The following is a 17,034-nucleotide window of genomic DNA, read 5'->3' on the forward strand; positions in this document are numbered from 1 at the left end:
TGACCGTATAGCCGCGTCTGTCGCTTATGCCGGTATTGCGGAGCGGTTCGTCGAAATGGGTGATGAAAGCAGTGTCGGAAAAGAAGCCCGAAGCCCCCGGCGGACGGCCGCGCACGGATGCCGCTCGCGGGGTGCGGGATGTCGTTCGCGGGTACGCGGGCCCCGACGGGGGATTCTCGTACTGCGCTCTCCGCGCACCGAACGGATCGAGGGGCAGACGTACGACATGGACTGGCTGACCAAGCTCCCCGTCATCGGCCCCTGGGTCGCCCGGCTCATGCGGACCCATGCCTGGCGCTCGTACGAGACCCTCGACGCGGCCCACTGGACCCGGCTCGCCGCCGCGATCACCTTCGTGTCCTTCCTCGCCCTCTTCCCGCTGATCACGGTCGCCGCCGCGATCGGGGCCGCACTCCTCAGCAAGGAGCAGCTCGACAAGATCGAGGACAAGATCAGCGACCAGGTGCCCGGCATCTCCGACCAGCTCAACATCAGCGGGCTCGTCGACAACGCCGGCACCGTCGGACTCGTCGCCGGCGCGATCCTGCTGGTCACCGGCATCAGCTGGGTCGGCTCCATGCGGGACTGTCTGCGGGCGGTGTGGGGGCTCGACGACATCGAGGGCAACCCGATCCTGCTCAAGGGCAAGGACGGGCTCATCCTCGTCGGCCTCGGCGGCGTGGCCCTCGCCTCGCTCGCCGCGTCCTGGCTCGGCTCCACCGCCGTCGGCTGGAGCGCCGACCGGATCGGGATCTCCGGCGAGGGAGCCGGCGGCTACCTCCTGCAGACGGCCGCCGTCCTGGTCGCCGTCGTCGCCGACTTCCTGATCCTGCTGTACGTCCTGACGCTGCTGCCCGGCGTGCACCCGCCGCGCCGCCGGCTCGCCGTGGCGGCACTGATGGGCGCGGTCGGCTTCGAGCTGCTGAAGCTGCTGCTCGGCGGCTACATGAGGGGCGTCGCCTCGAAGTCGATGTACGGGGCGTTCGGCGTGCCGGTCGCCCTGCTCCTCTGGATCAACTTCACGGCGAAGCTGCTGCTGTACTGCGCCGCGTGGACGGCCACGGGCTCCCGACGGGAGTCCGCGGCCGACGACGGGTCCGAGTCCGCTACGGGTTCACGTCCGGGTTCCCCTCCGGGCTCCGGCGGGAACGGCGACGACGTCCCGCCGCCCCGGCCAGCGGCCAGCGGCGGTTGACCAGGAAGACGGCACCGGCGAGGAGCACGAGGACCCCGCCGGCCACGCCGAGCGCGATCCCGATGCCCCCGGACCGCTCCGCGGCGGCCGCCTGGACGGTGCCGTCCGGGGCGTTCTTGCCGGGCGCCGGGACCGAACCGTCGTCCGGGGCGGTCGTCTCGGTACGGGCGGACCGCGGCGGCACCAGCTCGCCGACCGGGGTCACCTTCCCGGCCGCGGCGAAGCCCCAGTCGAGCAGCCGGGCGGTCTCGCGGTAGACCGCGTGCTGCTCCTTCGACGAGGGGTTCATCACGGTGACGAGCAGCACCTTGCCGTTGCGCTCCGCGACACCGGTGAAGGTGGCACCCGCGTGCGTGGTGTTGCCGTTCTTGACGCCGGCGATGCCCTGGTACGGGGCGACGCCGAAGTCACCGGTGAGCAGCCGGTTGGTGTTCTGGATCTCGAAGGACTCGCGCTTCTTGCCCGGCTTCTGCTCGCCGGGGAAGGCGGCGCGGGGCGTGGCGGCGTACTCGCGGAAGGCGGGCTTCTGCATGCCGCTGCGGGCGATGAGTGTCAGGTCGTACGCGGAGGAGACCTGGCCCGGGGCGTCGTAACCGTCCGGGGAGACCACGTGCGTGTCGAGCGCCTGGAGCTCGGCCGCGTGGTCGTTCATCTCCTTCACGGTCTGACGCAGGCCGCTGTTCATGCTGGTCAGGACGTGCACGGCGTCGTTGCCCGAGCGGAGGAAGACCCCGAGCCACAGGTCGTGGACGGTGTAGGTCTGCTTCTCCTTGATGCCGACCAGGCTGGAGCCCGCTCCTATCCCGGCCAGGTCGGCGGTGGTGACGAGGTGCTTGAGCCGGGCGTCGGGGAACTTCGGCAGCAGGGTGTCCGCGAAGAGCATCTTGAGCGTGGAGGCCGGGGCGAGCGGCCAGTGCGCGTTGTGCGCGGCGAGGATCTCGCCGCTCTCGGCGTCCGCGACGATCCAGGACCGCCCGGACAGCTCCTTCGGCAGCACCGGGGCGCCGGGCCCCAGCTTCACCTGGGTACCGGGGTTGGCGAGCAGCGGACCGCCGAGCGAGGACATCGCGTTCGGGGGCTTGGGCTGCTTGTCCTTCTCGTCCTTCGTGTCCGCATGCGCGGGCGCAGCGACGACGAGCGGCAGGAACAGAGCAGCAGTGACCGCCCAAGCGGTCTTCTTCGAAGCAGACACGGTCGTGAACGTACAGGTACGGAACAAGGATCCGAACCCCGGCTGGCCGTTCGGCCGGGCTCGTCCACCCGTCCGCGGGGCCAGTGGGGCGGACGGTGATACTGGGGGCGTGAAGTTCAGCCGTCGCGTCTCCTGGTTCCTGCTCGCGTTCGGGGTGTGGAGCTGGTTCATCTGGATCGCTTTCTACATGTAACTAACCGGCAGAGCTTCAACGAGAGAGAAGAGCAGGTGAGAGGCCCTGACCCCCTTCGTTCCGGCCGTGGGTGCCGAGCAGCTCGACACGGTACGAGTCGCTGTGTACGCCCGACAGTCCAAGGCCCGCCCAGACTCGTCCGAGGCGTCGCCGGAAGCACAGCTGGCAGCCGGTGAGGCCCTGGCGGCGAGCCGGGGGTGGGAGGTCGTTCACGCCTTCAAAGACGTCGGAAAGTCCGGTTGGGATCCACATGCGATCCGTCCGGCGTTCGAAGAACTCATGTCCGCCGTGCGCGCGGGCGAGGTCGACGTGGTGGTGGTCAACGAACTGTCGCGGCTGACCCGCAAGGGCGCGCACGACGCGCTGGAGATCGACAAGGAGTTCAAGAAGTACGGTGTGCGCTTCGTCTCCGTGCTCGAACCGTTCCTCGACACGTCGCATCCGATCGGCGTCGCGATCTTCGCCCTGATCGCGGCACTCGCGAAGCAGGGCAGTGACATCAAGGCGGAGCGCCTGCGCGGAGCCAAGGACGAGATCAGGGCGGTCGGCGGCCGGCACTCCAGCTCCGCCCCGTACGGCATGCGCGCCGTCCGCGAGAAGATCGGCGACCTTGTCGTGTCCGTTCTCGAACCAGACGAGGACAACCCGGAGCACGTCGAGATCGTCGAGCGCATGGTGGAGTTGTCCTTCGCCGGAATCTCCGACAACAAGATCGCGACGACGCTGGAATCGGAGGACGTACCGGCGCCCGGCGAGGCCGAACGCCGCGCCACCGAGAAGCGGATGGAGTCCATCAAGAAGCGGCGCGTGTCGAAGGAGGACAGCCCCATCCGATGGCGCGCACAGACAGTCCGCTGGATCCTCTCCCACCCGGCCGTCGGAGGCTTCGCGAGCGAACGAGTGAAGCGGGGCAAGGCGTACGTGAACGTGATCGCCCGGGACGGGGGCGGGGCACCCCTGAGCCCTCACCGGGGCGTCGTCGCGGGGGCCAGGTGGCTGGAGCTCCAGGAGCGGCGAAGCAAGCGCACGCGGACCAACAGGCAGCCCGGCGGGGAGGCCACGCCCACCCTCCTGAGCGGCTGGCGCTTCGCGACCTGCGAGATCTGCACGGGCTCTCTGGGGCAGAGCAAGAACAACGGCGGGCAGGACTACTACATGTGCGCCAACCCCAAGGGCCACGGTGGCCTGAGCATCAAGCGCAAGGACGCTGACGATCACGTGGCCCGCTGTGTGTGGGCACGACTCACCGGCGCGGACCCCGATGACGACGAGGACAGGGAGTGGCTCGCGCAGGCGGCCCTACGGTTCGCGCTCCAGCGTGACCTGTCCGGAGTCCAGGAGGAGCGGCGAGAGGCGGAAGCCCACCTTGAGCACGTCCGCAACTCCATCGCCGAACTCCAGGCCGACCGCAAGGCGGGGCTCTACCGGGGTCGGGACGAGCTGGCCATGTGGCGCGCGACGATGACGCAGTACCGGACTTTCGAGGACCAGTGCACGGCCAGGTTGGAAGACGTGAACGAGCAGACTGCCGCCGCGATTCAGGTCCCGTCGGAGTGGCACGAGCCGGGGGAGGACCCGCTGGGTCCCGGTTCCCCATGGGCGGCGTGGGACGTGTTCAAACGCCGCGAGTTCCTCGACCTGTTCCTTGAGGGCGTCTCCGTCGGCCCCGGCAGGGACCCGGAGACCCGGAGGTACATCGCAGTCGAGGACCGGGTGACGCTCAACTGGCGTCGCCTTGATTCGGATGGGGACCGAAGGGACGACGAAGAGACGCTGGCTGCCCTCTGACGCCCGAGCCGAGCCCCGGCAGTCCCAGACGGACCGCCGGGGCTTTGCTGTGTCCGCAGCGGGGCGACCAGCAGGCGGAGCCATGACGGTATGACGGCGAGAGGGTGTTTTTCATAGAGAGAAACAGAAACGGCTGTCTGACCGTCATACCGCCATGCTCGGCCGACGCGGGAATCTGCCGGTCGCTGCAACACGGCGAGGGACCGAGCGGCAAGGACTCCCGGAAGCAAGTCCGACCGTGACCGCCACGGGTGGGACTCCGTGGCTGGACAACCCCGAGCAGCCGGTTCCCACCTCCGGCTGACCCGCGAGACCGCCCCGCCTGTGCGCCTTCCCCGTGGCGCATCGGCGGGGCCTTACTTCTTGCTCGCTCGGACGCCCCGGAAGCCGATCACGCCGACGGCCGTCCCTAGGATGAACGACGTGACAGCGAGGGCGAGGTGGACCCAGAAGTACGCCGTCGGGTTTCCCGCGTCGTCGAACGCGAGGCCGCTGCCGTCCTTCCAGAGGTTCTTTGCGAAGGTCACCCAGATCACCCAAGACCACACGCCGAACGCGAGCAGGAACCAGGAGACGCGGCGGCTGAGCTTCATGGGGTGTCCTTCGAGATGGGGTGGCCGTGCCCTGCCAGTATCGAACGGGCCTGCGGCGATCTTGCGGCAGGGTCTCTGTACGCTAGTGGTTAGCTGCGTATGGATCACTTTGGTCAAGAACCTGTGGGGACTGGCCTCGCGTTCGACGACGCCGGTGACCCGACGGCCTACTTCCGGGTTCATCTGCTGCTTGCCGTCACGTCCTTTGACCTGGGGACGGTGATCGGAGTGCTCGGATTGCGTGGGGTGCGCGCCGCGCGCCGCGAGATCGGTTAGGACCGCGCGAGCGGTAGAAGAGGGGGTCCGGGGCGTGGTCGTCTTCCTGCTGGTTCTGATCGTGGTGCTCGCGCTGCTCGGCGCCGTGCACCGGTACGTGTGGCGGCGCCTCGTGCGTGACGTCACGACGCCGGGGAGCCTGCCGCGCCGCCTGGGCACGGCCGTCGTCGTGGTGCTGCCGCTGCTGTCGTTCGCGGCCCTCGCCTCGTCGCGCGCCGGAGCCCCGTTCGTGCTCCAGCAGGTGGTCGCCTGGCCCGGCTTCCTGTGGCTCGCGCTGCTGCTGTACGTGACCCTCGCCCTGGCCGTCGGCGAGGCGGTCAGGCCCCTCCTGTTCCGCCGGCTCGACCGGCGTGCGCGGGCCGGGGCGCCCGCGGCGGCGACGGTGGCGGCGCCCGTCCCCGTGCCGGTTCCGGACCACGCGCCGGCCGCCCCCGAGGAGCCGGCCGAAGCGGCCCCCGCGTCCGAGACCCCCGCCGAGGTCTCCCGGCGGCTCTTCGTCTCCCGGGTCGTCGGCGGCGCCGCGGCCGCGGCCGCCGTCGGGACCGTCGGCTACGGCGCGTACGGCGTGCTGCGCGGCCCCCGGGTCAAGCGGGTCACCGTCCCGCTCGCCAAGATCCCGCGCGCCGCCCACGGCTACCGGATCGCCGTCGTCTCCGACATCCACCTCGGGCCGATCCTCGGCCGCGCGCACACCCAGCGCATCGTGGACACGATCAACTCCACCCAGCCCGATCTGATCGCGGTCGTCGGCGACCTCGTCGACGGCACCGTCGAGAACCTCGGCTCCGCCGCCGAACCCCTCGCGCGGCTCCGCGCCCGGCACGGCTCCTTCTTCGTGACCGGCAACCACGAGTACTTCTCGGGCGCCGACGCCTGGGTCGACCACGTCCGCGAGCTCGGGCTGCGCCCGCTGCGCAACGAGCGCGTGGAGGTGGCGGCCGGCTTCGACCTCGCAGGCGTCGACGACGTCGCGGGGGAGAGCGAGGGACAGGGCCCCGACTTCGGACGGGCGCTCGGCGACCGCGACCGGGCCCGCGCCGCGGTGCTCCTCGCGCACCAGCCGATCGTCGTCCACGACGCCGTACGCCACGGCGTGGACCTCCAGCTCTCCGGCCACACCCACGGCGGCCAGCTCTGGCCCGGCAACTACCTCGCCGAACTGGCCAATCCGACCGTCGCCGGGCTCGAACGGTACGGAGACACCCAGTTGTACGTCTCGCGCGGCGCGGGCGCCTGGGGACCGCCGGTCCGGGTCGGGGCGCCCTCGGACATCACCATCGTCGAACTCGCCTCGAAGCAGGCGTAATCGGGACGGGATCACTCCCCGCACCGGGCCCGATACGTGCTGCTCATCGACTTAAATTCGCATTTCCCGGACATATACCTGTGGTGTGAAAGTTTTCTCTTCCACTTGTGAAAAGCGTGTGATGGGATGACGCCATCGCGACGTTTCCGGGGGCCGTCGCAGCTGGGGTGGACGAATAAAGGAAGCACGGCAATGCGGTCGACGGTCCGTCTGCGGATCCTCATCACTTGTGGAGTACTGGTGGCCGCCGGAGTGGGGGGCTGGCAACTCCTGCCCTCCGACGGCGGCCGGACCGATCCGATCAGCGTCGGCACGACCGACGAGGTCACTTCACTGGACCCGGCCGGCGCGTACGACGCCGGTTCCTGGGCCATGTACAGCAACGTCTTCCAGTCGTTGCTGACGTTCAAGCCGGGGTTCACGACCCCCGTTCCCGACGCGGCGGAGAGCTGCAGGTTCGAGGGCTCGAAGCTCACGACCTATCAGTGCACGCTCCGCGACGACCTCACGTTCGCCAACGGGCGCAAGATCACGGCCGAGGACGTCAAGTACTCGTTCGAGCGGATGCTGCGCATCAAGACGGACGTCGGTCCGCAGCCCCTCTTCCCGACCCTGAAGAGCGTCTCCGCCCAGGGCCGTCAGGTCACCTTCCACCTGAGCAGCCGGGACGCCACGTTCCCGCTGAAGGTGGCCACCGGCGCGGGCTCGATCGTCGACAAGGACCACTACCCGGCGAACACGCTGCGGGCGGACTCGGCGGTCGACGGCTCGGGTCCCTACGTCCTGAAGGAGTACAAGGCGGGCGAGTCCGCGCTCCTGGAGCCGAACCCGAACTACCGAGGCGCCATCACCAAGGGCGGCGGCCCGGTGCGCGTGAAGTACTACGCCCAGTCCGCGGACCTCGCCAATGCCTGGAAGGCGAAGGAGGTCGAGGTGACGCACCGGCAGCTGCCGCCGGAGTTCATCTCGGCCCTGGAGCCCCAGGACGGGACCCGGGTCACCGAGGCGGAGAGCGCCGAGATCCGCAACCTCAACTTCAACGTGCGGCCCGGCTCGCCCATGGCCGACAAGGCCGTACGGCAGGCCGTCGCCGCGGTCCTCGACCGCCCGGCGATCACCACGGGCGCCTACAAGGGCACGGTCGAGCCGCTGTACTCGCTCATCCCGCAGGGCTTCGTCGGGCACAGCACCGCGTTCTACGACATCGATCCGGAGCCGAACGCCAGGAAGGCGAAGAAGATCCTGAAGGACGCCGGCATCAAGACGCCGGTGAAGTTCACCTTCGGCTACCGCGCGGACGCCACCTACGGCGCCGAGACCGCCGAGATCAAGCGGCAGCTGGAGGAGACCGGCCTCTTCCGGGTCGAGACCGTCGAGGTCAAGTGGACGGAGTTCCAGAAGCAGTACGCGAAGGGCGCCTTCGACGCGTACACGGTCGGCTGGCTGCCGGACTTCCCCGACTCCGACAGCTTCACCGCGCCGCTCGTCGGCACCGAGAACACCCTGCACAACGGGTTCTCCAGCAAGCGGATCGACGAGCTGATCTCCTCGACGCAGCAGTTCAGCGACCGCTCCCGGGCGACCTCCGACTTCAAGGCGATCCAGAACGAGGTCGCGACCGACGTGCCGCTCGTCCCGCTGTGGCAGAAGAAGGACTACGTCCTGGCCACCGAGGCCGTCGCCGGCTCGCAGTACCTGACGGACGGTACGGGCATCTGGCGGCTGTGGGAGCTCAGCTGGATCTGAGGCCTGTCCGGCGCGTCATGGCCGGGGCCGCGGGGTTCCGGGGTCTACGACTCCGGAGCCCCGTGCGGCTCCGGCGGCTTCGGGCCCGCCTTCTTCTTGGGCTTGCCCGAGGCCGCCATCCCCGCCGCGGTGGGCATGAAGTCGGCGAGCAGCTCGTGCGTCTCCTTGACCAGCGGGCGCAGGATGCGGAAGCGGGAGAGCGAGATCGCGCGGGCGGTGACCGGCGCGAGCCGCTCGACGAGGCGGCGGCTGTTGGCCGCGCCCTCGGAGCGGTCGTACACCCAGAAGAGGACCAGGCCCATCTGCTGGAGCCACAGCAACTGCGGCAGGGCTTCCCTGAGTTCCGGGTCGACCTTCACCGAGGCACCGGAGATGACCCGCCGGTGGACCTCGATCGCGGCCTCGCGCGGGCCCTCCGACTCGGGCGAGAAGGGGCTGAGCGGGCTGTCCGGGTCGGCGGCGTTCTTGAAGAACTGCGCCGCGAACTCGTGGTACGGCTCCGCGATGTCGAGCCAGCCGAGGTAGACCCCCCGGATCCGGGCCGTGAGGTCCTTCTCGTCACCGGTCAGGATGGGCTCGACGGCGGCCTGGTGCTCCTCGGCGATCCGGTCGTAGAAGCCCTGGACGAGGTGTTCCTTGGACGAGAAGTAGTAGTACGCGTTCCCCACGGAGACCCCGGCCTCCTGGGCGATGGCCCGCATCGTCGTCCTGTCGTAACCGCGCTCCTTGAACAGCCGGAGCGCGGTTTCGAGGATGAGCGTGCGGGTCTGCTCGCTCTTCGGGGCCTTCTTGTCTTCCTTCACGTCCGTCACACGGACGAGCCTAGCCGGGCGGACGGGGCACTTCGCAGCGCCCGTCCTCGCAGCCCGCGGCCCGGTCCGGCCCGGCTCCGTACGGCCCTGCCCCGTGGTCCGGACCCTTGAGGGCCTCGCGCCACTTCGCCGCCGCCAGGACGGTCACCCGGGCGAAGGGCTGCCCGGCCGGGGTGGCCAGCCAGTGGGCCTTGGCCCGGTGGTCGGCGAGCGCCCAGAGGCAGACGATCCAGGCGGAGGTCTCCCGGTAGACCTGGCCCCGGTCCCCGACCACGGTGATCTCCCGCAGGGTCGCGCCGTGGTCGAGCTCCGGGAAGCGGCGCCGGGCCTCCTGGGACCCGGCCGGTACGAGGTCGAGCGGGACGAGCTGCCGCTGGCGCAGCAGCCAGTGCCTGAGGTGCACGCAGAGCGGGCAGTCCGCGTCGTACAGCACGGTCAGACGTCCCACGGGGGTCGGCACGGCGGCGCTCCCCTCAGGCCTGGGGCGCCGGCGGGGCCCAGGGGCCGCCCTTGGGGGTCGCGGTCCAGCCCTGCGGGCCGACCGGCGGCACCTGCTCGCGCTCCATGACCCCGCGGCGCCGGATCTTGTTGAGGACGTAGACGTTCCCGAGGTGCATGACGCCGAGGACGAGCAGGACGACCCCGAGCTTCACGGAGAGCGCCTCGAAGAGCGCGCGGGCGTCGAGGACGGCGTCGTCCTGGCTCAGATAGAGGGCGACGAAGCCGAAGTTGACGAGGTAGAAGCCGACCACCAGGAGGTGGTTGACGGCGTCGGCGAGCTTCTCGTTCCCGTGCAGGACGTCGGCGAGGAAGATCCTTCCGTTGCGGCTGAGCGTGCGGGCGACCCAGACGGTCAGGGCCACGCTGATCAGCAGGTAGACGACGTACGCGACGACAGTGAGGTCCATGCCCCACCCTCCCTTGAACACGTTCAAAAGCTGTCGGTCATGACTGTAGACCTCTCTTTGAACGTGTTCAAGTCACGTGTGGGGCCGGGAGGGAAACCCGCTGGCCGCCGGCGGTCCCGCCGCCTAGGGTCGGCCGGATGACGCTCTCTCATGACGTGGCCGGCCAGGGCCCCTCGACCGTTCTCCTGCTGCACTCCGGGGTCTGCGACCGCCGGATGTGGGACGGGCAGTTCCACGCCCTCGCGGAGGCCGGACACCGGGTCGTCCGCTGCGACCTCCGCGGCTTCGGCGACACCCCCGTCGACGCCGCGCACACCCACGCCGACGACGTGCGCGACCTCCTCGACCACCTCGGCGTCGAGCGGGCCGCCGTCGCCGGCTCCTCGTTCGGCGGCCAGGTCGCCCTGGAACTCGCCGTCCGCCACCCCGCACACGTCTCCGCCCTCGCCCTGCTCGCCTCCGGCATCCCCGGCTTCGAGCCCGGCGACGAGCTGCGCGCCTGGGGCGGCCGCGAGGACGAACTGCTCGAAGCGGGCGACCTCGACGGCGCGGTCGAGCTCAACGTCGACACCTGGCTCGGCCCCGAGGCCGGTCCCGAGGCCCGCGCGCTCGTCCGGGAGATGCAGCGGCACGCCTTCGAGGTCCAGCTCGCCGTCCCCGAGGAGTTCCACCCCGTCACCCCCGAGGTCACCGCCGACGACCTCGCCGGGATCGAGGTCCCCGCGCTCGTCGCCGTGGGCGCCCACGACCTCCCCGACTTCCGGGCGGTCGCCGACGACCTCACCCGCCTCCTGCCCGCCGCCCGCCGCGTCGACCTCGACTGGGCGGGGCACCTCCCCGCCCTGGAGCGCCCGGAGGAGACGGCCCGCCTGCTCACCGCCTTCCTGGCGGAGGCGGGGCGCTGAGGGGTGCCGGGGCCGGTGGGCGAGGCGGCCCCGCCGCCCCGGCCAGCACCGGCCCCGCCGTGGCTCAGCGGAAGCGCCGTACCCCCGGCACCAGCGCCGTCGCCGCGCAGCAGCCGCCCACGGCGACGGCCGCGACGAGCAGCGGCACCTCCGGCCCCCAGGCCGAGGCCGCGAGCGGCGCCAGCGCGTACCCCAGCGGCATCGCGGCCAGCGAGAGGAGCCAGTCGTACGAGGTGACCCGGGCCAGCGCGTGGGCGGGCACGGCCCGTTGGACGGCGGTCTCCCAGACGGGGGAGAGGAATCCGAGGCCGGCCTGCGCGAGCCCGTAGGCCGCGATCGTCAGCGGCGCGGGCGCGGCGACCGCGAGCAGGATGAGCGGCAGCGCGTACGTGGCGAGCCCGAGGTTCGCCGTGAGGACCGGGCGCCGGGGGGTGACCCGGTCGGCGAGCAGCGCCCCGAGGAGGAAGCCGACGGCGCCGACCTGGAGCAGGACGACCCAGGTGGTGCCGCCGCCGAGCCGCTGCACGGCGATGGCGGGCCCGAGGGTCATCAGGACGGCCGCCGCGCCGTTCCAGGCGCTGTGGCCGATCAGGCTGGTCCAGTACCAGTCGCGGGACCGTACCTCCTGCCAGCCCTCCGCCAGATCGGCGCGGAGCGAGCGACGCGGGATCGGCACCCGCTTCACCTTGACGGCCGTCAGGATGAGCGCGCTGACGGCGAAGGTCGCCGCGTCGAGGACGAACGCCCAGCCGGGCCCCACGGTCAGGACGAGGGTGCCGGCGAGCGCGGGGCCGCCGAGCCGGCTGGCGCTCTTGGCGACGCTCATCGCGGCGTTGGCCCGGTGCAGCGACTCGGCCGCCACCGTGCCCTTCACCAGCGGCGCGTCGGTCGGCATGGCGAAGGCCCCGGCCGCGCCGCCGAGGGCCTCGGAGACCGCGAGGACGGCCAGGCTGGGCGTGCCGCCGAGGAGTTGGACCCCGACGACCAGTTGGGTGCCGCAGCGGACGAGATCCGTGGTGAGTGCGACCGTACGGGCGTCGAACCGGTCGCCGACCACGCCGCCGAGCGGCAGCAGGAGCAGCTTGGGCACCATCGCGCAGCCGAGGACCAGGGCGAGCGCGGCGGTGGATCCGGTGGCCTCGAGGACGGCGAGGGCGAGGGCGGCGGGGATGGCTGCGTCGCCCAGGAGGGAGAGGGTGCGGCCGGTGAAGAGCAGCCGGAAGGAGCGGGTGCGCAGGGGGTGCGGGACGGGCGGTGGTGCCGTGGTGGTGGCAGCGGTCATGACCCGAAGAGTATTTCGGTACCGAATAATTCGTCAACGAAATACTTCTCGGGTGATTTCCGGCCCGCAGACGTACGATCACCCCATGGCGCAACCCGAGGAACGGCGTACTCCGAGCGAACCGCGTACTCCGAGCGAACCCCCTGCTCCGAGTGAGCCGAGTGCCGCACACCAGCCGAGTGCCGCACGCGAAGCGAGTGCCGCGCGGGACTGGACCGACGAGCACGTCGCCCGCTGGCAGCCCGTCCTGCCCGACCTCGACCCCGTCGTCGAAGGCGCCGTCACCCGGATGAAGAAGCTCTCCGTCCATCTGCGCCGGGTCAGGGAGCAGTCCCTCGTCGACTTCGACCTGGAACGCCACGAGTTCGACACCCTGCACAAGATCGCCGGCCGGGGCGGCAGCGCCGCTCCCTCCGAACTCGCCCAGGACCTCGACCTGGCCCCCGCCTCCGTCTCCGGCCGCCTCGACGCCCTGGAGAAGCGCGGCTTCGTCCGCCGTACCCAGTCCACCACCGACCGCCGCCGGGTCGTCGTCGAACTCACCGACGCCGGCCGCGAGACCTGGCTCGGCGCGATGGACGTCCTCGGCCACGAGGAGTACCGCCTGCTCGGCGTCCTCTCCCCGGAGGAGCGGGCCCTCCTCAACGGCATGCTGCGGCGCGTCATGGTCGAGGCGGAGTCGACGGAGCCGGCCCGCCACTGGTAGCCCCGCCCAGGCCGGCCCCGGACGCGACGAAGGGGCGCCCTCGGGCGCCCCCTCACCGATGACGACCGCTCACATGCTGAGCGACCGCGCGTAGTTGAGCTGAGCCATCACCTGGTGGATGGTGTCCGGCCCGCGTGCCGGGATCATCGTCGTGTGGTGCTTGCCGCCGCTGGTCACCGTGACCTGGATGAAGCCGGTGGTCGTCTTCTCCTTCATCAGCAGGAACAGCAGCCCCAGCAGACAGAAGATGAAGAAGATGACCGCGAGCACGATCGCGACCGTGGGCATCTTCTCCTCGGTCCGCGACATGTCCATCGCGTTCCACACGGCGCCCTTGAGCGGCATCGGGCCGGCCGGCGTCATGATCTGGTCGCCCACCACGGTGATGTCACCGAGGCTCAGCAGCGGCGCGCCGCCGCCCTGCGGCACACCGGGCACCTGCTGCGGCGGCACCGGCACCCCGCCCGGCAGGGTCGGCTGGTACGCCGGAGGGTGCGGGTAGCCGTAGGCGGGCTGGCCCGGCTGCTGCTGCCCGGGGCCCCACTCGTACTCCTCCGACCGGTAAGGGTTCGGTTCGCTCATCAGTCCCCGTCCTTCACAAAGAAAAAGCCCGCTCCTGCACGCCGCAGCGTACAGAAGCGGGCCGAAACACCGAACCAGGAGCCGGAAAACCCGGCCCCTGGAACACCAGTGGTCAGAAGCGACGCGTGATCAGCGCGCGCTTCACTTCCTGGATCGCCTTCGTGACCTCGATGCCACGCGGGCAGGCGTCCGTGCAGTTGAACGTCGTGCGGCAGCGCCACACGCCGTCCTTGTCGTTCAGGATCTCCAGGCGCTGCTCGCCGGCCTCGTCACGCGAGTCGAAGATGAAGCGGTGCGCGTTGACGATCGCGGCCGGACCGAAGTACTGGCCGTCGTTCCAGAAGACCGGGCAGGACGACGTGCACGCGGCGCACAGGATGCACTTGGTGGTGTCGTCGAAGCGCTCGCGGTCCTCCGCGGACTGCAGACGCTCGCGCGTCGGCTCGTTGCCCTTGGTGACCAGGAACGGCATGACGTCCCGGTACGCCTGGAAGAACGGCTCCATGTCGACCACGAGGTCCTTGAGGACCGTGAGGCCCTTGATGGCCTCGACCGTGATCGGCTTCTCTGGGTTGATGTCCTTGATCAGCGTCTTGCAGGCGAGCCTGTTCTTGCCGTTGATCCGCATCGCGTCCGAGCCGCAGATGCCGTGCGCGCACGAGCGACGGAAGGTCAGGGTGCCGTCGACGTCCCACTTGATCTTGTGGAGGGCGTCGAGCACACGCTCCTTCGGGTCGATCTCGATCTGGAAGTCCTCCCAGACCGACGCGTCCGACACCTCGGGGTTGAAGCGGCGGATCCGCATCGTGACCGTGATGTACGGGGAGGCGGCGGACTCCGCCTCGACCTTGTCCAGTACGGGGGTAGCCATCAGTACTTACGCTCCATCGGCTGGTAGCGGGTCTGGACGACCGGCTTGTAGTCGAGACGGACGGTCTCGGAGCCGTCCTCGCCGACCTCGCGGTACGCCATGGTGTGGCGCATGAAGTTGACGTCGTCGCGGTTCGGGTAGTCCTCGCGGTAGTGGCCGCCGCGGGACTCCTTGCGCGCCAGGGCCGAGACGGCCATGACCTCGGCCAGTTCGAGCAGGTTGCCCAGCTCGATGGCCTCCAGGAGGTCCGTGTTGAAGCGCTTGCCCTTGTCCTGGATGGACACGTTCTCGTAGCGCTCGCGCAGCTCGGCGATCTTCTCGACGGCCGTCTTGATGGTCTGCTCCGTACGGAACACCATCACGTTGGCGTCCATCGTCTCCTGGAGCTCACGGCGGATGTCGGCCACCCGCTCGTTGCCCGTGGAGTTGCGCAGCTTCTCGATCTGCGCGACGACCAGCGACTCCGGGTTCTCCGGCAGCTCGACGAAGTCGTGCTTGGCGGAGTACTCGGCGGCGGCGATGCCGGACCGCTTGCCGAAGACGTTGATGTCGAGCAGCGAGTTGGTGCCCAGACGGTTGGCGCCGTGCACGGAGACACAGGCGACCTCGCCGGCCGCGTACAGGCCCGGGACGACGGTGGTGTTGTCCGCCAGGACCTCACCCTCGACGTTGGTCGGGATGCCGCCCATGGCGTAGTGCGCGGTGGGCTGGATCGGGATCGGGTCCGTGTACGGCTCGATGCCGAGGTACGTACGGGCGAACTCGGTGATGTCCGGGAGCTTGGCGTCGAGCTGCTCCGGCGGAAGGTGCGTCAGGTCCAGGTAGACGTGGTCGCCCTCGGGACCGCAGCCGCGGCCCTCGCGGATCTCCGTGTAGATGGAGCGCGAGACGACGTCACGGGACGCGAGGTCCTTCATGACCGGCGCGTACTTCTCCATGAAGCGCTCGCCGTCCTTGTTGCGGAGGATGCCGCCCTCACCGCGGGCGCCCTCCGTCAGCAGGATGCCCATGCGCCAGATGCCCGTCGGGTGGAACTGGAAGAACTCCATGTCCTCCAGCGGCAGACCGCGCCGGTAGCAGGCCGCCTGGCCGTCACCCGTCAGCGTGTGCGCGTTGGAGGTCACCTTGAAGAACTTGCCCGTGCCGCCGGAGGCGTAGATCACGGCCTTGGCCTGGAAGATGTGGATCTCACCGGTGGCCAGCTCGTACGCGACGACGCCGGCGGACTTCTTGACGCCGTCGACCTCGGTGATCAGCTGGTCCAGGACGTAGAACTCGTTGAAGAACTCCACGCCCTCCTTGACGCAGTTCTGGTACAGCGTCTGGAGGATCATGTGGCCGGTGCGGTCCGCGGCGTAGCAGGACCGGCGGACCGGGGCCTCGCCGTGGTTGCGGGAGTGACCGCCGAAGCGGCGCTGGTCGATGGTGCCGTTCGGGGTCCGGTTGAACGGCAGGCCCATCTTCTCCAGGTCGAGGACGGCGTCGATGGCCTCCTTCGCCAGGATCTCGGCGGCGTCCTGGTCGACCAGGTAGTCACCGCCCTTGACCGTGTCGAAGGTGTGCCACTCCCAGTTGTCCTCCTCCACGTTCGCCAGCGCGGCGGCCATGCCGCCCTGCGCGGCGCCCGTGTGGGACCGGGTGGGGTAGAGCTTCGTCAGCACGGCGGTGCGGCTGCGCTTCGTCGACTCGATGGCGGCGCGCATGCCGGCGCCGCCGGCGCCGACGATGACGGTGTCGTACTTGTGGATCTTCATGACGTGGATTACCTCAGCCCCGTGCCTAGCGGATGTTCGGGTCGAAGGTGAAGATCACCAGCGTGCCCAGAAGGATGGTGAACACCGTGGCGGTGTACAGCAGGCCCTTGAGCCACAGGCGCGTGTTGGCCCGCTCCGCGTAGTCGTTGATGACGGTACGGAGGCCGTTGGCGCCGTGCAGCATGGCGAGCCAGAGCATCAGGAGGTCCCAGACCTGCCAGAACGGGGACGCCCAGCGGCCGGCCACGAAGGCGAAGCCGATCTTGGAGACGCCGCCGTCCAGGAAGAGCTGGATCAGCAGGTGGCCGAGGACCAGGACGACGAGGACCACGCCCGAGAGGCGCATGAAGAGCCACGCGGCCATCTCGAAGTTGCCGCGGGTCGCGCGCGGGGTCTTGCCGGTGCGCTTGCGGGGGGCCTCGATGTACGGCGCGGGGTTGTCCACGTCGTAGTGGGCGCCGCCCTCGACGGGACCGATCGTGGTGGAGGTGGTGTCAGCAGACATATCTGGCGTCAGCTCCCGAACAGTTCACGTGCGGCGTGGCCGAGGACGGGGTACAGCGAGCCCGCCATCAGCACGACCCAGATGCCCACGACGGTCCAGAGCATCTGCTTCTGGTAGCGCGGGCCCTTGGACCAGAAGTCCACGGCGATGACCCGGAGGCCGTTCAGCGCGTGGAAGAGGATGGCAGCGACGAGGCCGTACTCGAGGAGAGCGACGATCGGCGTCTTGTAGGTCGCGACGACCTCGTCGTACGCCTCGGGAGAGACGCGGACGAGAGCGGTGTCCAGCACGTGTACGAACAGGAAGAAGAAGATGAGGACGCCGGTGACTCGATGAGCCACCCAGCTCCACATTCCTTCCCGGCCGCGGTACAGCGTTCCAGCCGGCACGGAAAAACCCTCCGGGAGCGGGGATCAGGGT

General features: G+C 70.0%; 17 protein-coding genes and 1 pseudogene. 7 read left to right on the forward strand and 11 right to left on the reverse strand.

Features of this window, described 5'->3' with window-relative positions; all coding sequences use genetic code 11:
- Positions 1-226: 226 nt before the first annotated feature.
- Positions 227-1,195, forward strand: coding sequence for a YihY/virulence factor BrkB family protein (locus ACIP8Z_RS19640; protein WP_402084939.1), 969 nt, complete (start codon positions 227-229; stop codon positions 1,193-1,195).
- Here ACIP8Z_RS19640 and ACIP8Z_RS19645 read toward each other — a convergent pair.
- A complete protein-coding gene (locus ACIP8Z_RS19645) occupies positions 1,107-2,387 on the reverse strand; it encodes a D-alanyl-D-alanine carboxypeptidase family protein (protein WP_402084942.1) in 1,281 nt (426 codons plus the stop codon). The genes ACIP8Z_RS19640 and ACIP8Z_RS19645 overlap by 89 nt on opposite strands.
- A 295-nt stretch (positions 2,388-2,682) precedes the next feature.
- Here ACIP8Z_RS19645 and ACIP8Z_RS19650 point away from each other — a divergent pair, with 295 nt between their 5' ends.
- Complete coding sequence (locus ACIP8Z_RS19650) at positions 2,683-4,368, forward strand: recombinase family protein (RefSeq protein ID WP_402085321.1); 1,686 nt, start codon at positions 2,683-2,685, stop codon at positions 4,366-4,368.
- Positions 4,369-4,724: 356 nt separating this feature from the next.
- Here ACIP8Z_RS19650 and ACIP8Z_RS19655 read toward each other — a convergent pair whose 3' ends face one another.
- Positions 4,725-4,961: an SCO4848 family membrane protein gene (locus ACIP8Z_RS19655; RefSeq protein WP_359675957.1), complete on the reverse strand. Its 237-nt coding sequence runs from the start codon at positions 4,959-4,961 to the stop codon at positions 4,725-4,727.
- A gap of 58 nt (positions 4,962-5,019) precedes the next feature.
- On the opposite strand from ACIP8Z_RS19655, the pseudogene ACIP8Z_RS19660 reads away from it, so the two are divergent.
- The 3 genes and pseudogenes from ACIP8Z_RS19660 to ACIP8Z_RS19670 all read left to right on the forward strand — a co-directional run bounded on the left by ACIP8Z_RS19660 (position 5,020) and on the right by ACIP8Z_RS19670 (position 8,289).
- A pseudogene (locus tag ACIP8Z_RS19660) lies at positions 5,020-5,237 on the forward strand (SCO4848 family membrane protein).
- A gap of 34 nt (positions 5,238-5,271) precedes the next feature.
- On the forward strand, positions 5,272-6,543 hold the full coding sequence (locus tag ACIP8Z_RS19665; protein WP_402084944.1) for a metallophosphoesterase: 1,272 nt from the start codon (positions 5,272-5,274) through the stop codon (positions 6,541-6,543).
- Positions 6,544-6,735: 192 nt separating this feature from the next.
- Entirely contained in the window at positions 6,736-8,289 is a 1,554-nt protein-coding gene (locus tag ACIP8Z_RS19670; protein WP_402084946.1) for an ABC transporter substrate-binding protein, read from the forward strand.
- 44 nt (positions 8,290-8,333) lie between these two features.
- On the opposite strand, the gene ACIP8Z_RS19675 is transcribed toward ACIP8Z_RS19670, so the two are convergent.
- From ACIP8Z_RS19675 to ACIP8Z_RS19685, 3 genes are read right to left on the reverse strand one after another with little or no spacing between them, the layout of a single operon-like run.
- Complete coding sequence (locus tag ACIP8Z_RS19675) at positions 8,334-9,101, reverse strand: TetR/AcrR family transcriptional regulator (RefSeq protein ID WP_402084949.1); 768 nt, start codon at positions 9,099-9,101, stop codon at positions 8,334-8,336.
- Positions 9,102-9,111: 10 nt separating this feature from the next.
- Entirely contained in the window at positions 9,112-9,561 is a 450-nt protein-coding gene (locus tag ACIP8Z_RS19680; protein ID WP_402084951.1) for a thiol-disulfide oxidoreductase DCC family protein, read from the reverse strand.
- A gap of 13 nt (positions 9,562-9,574) precedes the next feature.
- The gene (locus tag ACIP8Z_RS19685; protein WP_402084953.1) at positions 9,575-10,009 is read right to left on the reverse strand and encodes a hypothetical protein; all 435 of its coding nucleotides are present in this window, start codon (positions 10,007-10,009) and stop codon (positions 9,575-9,577) included.
- A 137-nt stretch (positions 10,010-10,146) separates the two neighbouring features.
- Between ACIP8Z_RS19685 and ACIP8Z_RS19690 the strand changes: the two genes are divergently transcribed.
- Complete coding sequence (locus ACIP8Z_RS19690; protein ID WP_402084955.1) at positions 10,147-10,914, forward strand: alpha/beta fold hydrolase; 768 nt, start codon at positions 10,147-10,149, stop codon at positions 10,912-10,914.
- 64 nt (positions 10,915-10,978) lie between these two features.
- Here ACIP8Z_RS19690 and ACIP8Z_RS19695 read toward each other — a convergent pair whose 3' ends face one another.
- Positions 10,979-12,196: an MFS transporter gene (locus tag ACIP8Z_RS19695; RefSeq protein ID WP_402084958.1), complete on the reverse strand. Its 1,218-nt coding sequence runs from the start codon at positions 12,194-12,196 to the stop codon at positions 10,979-10,981.
- A gap of 85 nt (positions 12,197-12,281) precedes the next feature.
- Between ACIP8Z_RS19695 and ACIP8Z_RS19700 the strand changes: the two genes are divergently transcribed.
- Positions 12,282-12,902, forward strand: a complete 621-nt coding sequence (locus ACIP8Z_RS19700; RefSeq protein ID WP_402084961.1) for a MarR family winged helix-turn-helix transcriptional regulator — start codon at positions 12,282-12,284, stop codon at positions 12,900-12,902.
- 69 nt (positions 12,903-12,971) lie between these two features.
- Here ACIP8Z_RS19700 and ACIP8Z_RS19705 read toward each other — a convergent pair whose 3' ends face one another.
- The 5 genes from ACIP8Z_RS19705 to sdhC form a co-directional block, all read right to left on the reverse strand.
- Positions 12,972-13,484 carry a hypothetical protein gene (locus ACIP8Z_RS19705; protein WP_055599751.1) on the reverse strand — a complete coding sequence of 171 codons (513 nt, stop codon included), beginning with the start codon at positions 13,482-13,484 and terminating at the stop codon, positions 12,972-12,974.
- A 112-nt stretch (positions 13,485-13,596) separates the two neighbouring features.
- Positions 13,597-14,355, reverse strand: coding sequence for a succinate dehydrogenase iron-sulfur subunit (locus ACIP8Z_RS19710; RefSeq protein WP_030318427.1), 759 nt, complete (start codon positions 14,353-14,355; stop codon positions 13,597-13,599).
- Positions 14,355-16,109, reverse strand: a complete 1,755-nt coding sequence (gene sdhA / locus ACIP8Z_RS19715) for a succinate dehydrogenase flavoprotein subunit (protein ID WP_030318425.1) — start codon at positions 16,107-16,109, stop codon at positions 14,355-14,357. The genes ACIP8Z_RS19710 and sdhA overlap by 1 nt, the downstream gene beginning before the upstream one ends.
- 25 nt (positions 16,110-16,134) lie before the next feature.
- Positions 16,135-16,614, reverse strand: coding sequence for a succinate dehydrogenase hydrophobic membrane anchor subunit (locus ACIP8Z_RS19720; RefSeq protein ID WP_073910267.1), 480 nt, complete (start codon positions 16,612-16,614; stop codon positions 16,135-16,137).
- A gap of 8 nt (positions 16,615-16,622) precedes the next feature.
- Positions 16,623-17,003 (reverse strand): succinate dehydrogenase, cytochrome b556 subunit, encoded by a 381-nt coding sequence (gene sdhC, locus ACIP8Z_RS19725; protein WP_015035721.1) that lies wholly within the window; start codon positions 17,001-17,003, stop codon positions 16,623-16,625.
- Positions 17,004-17,034 lie beyond the last annotated feature (31 nt).

The sequence above is a fragment of the Streptomyces sp. NPDC088553 genome, from assembly GCF_044752965.1.
GTDB lineage: Bacteria > Actinomycetota > Actinomycetes > Streptomycetales > Streptomycetaceae > Streptomyces.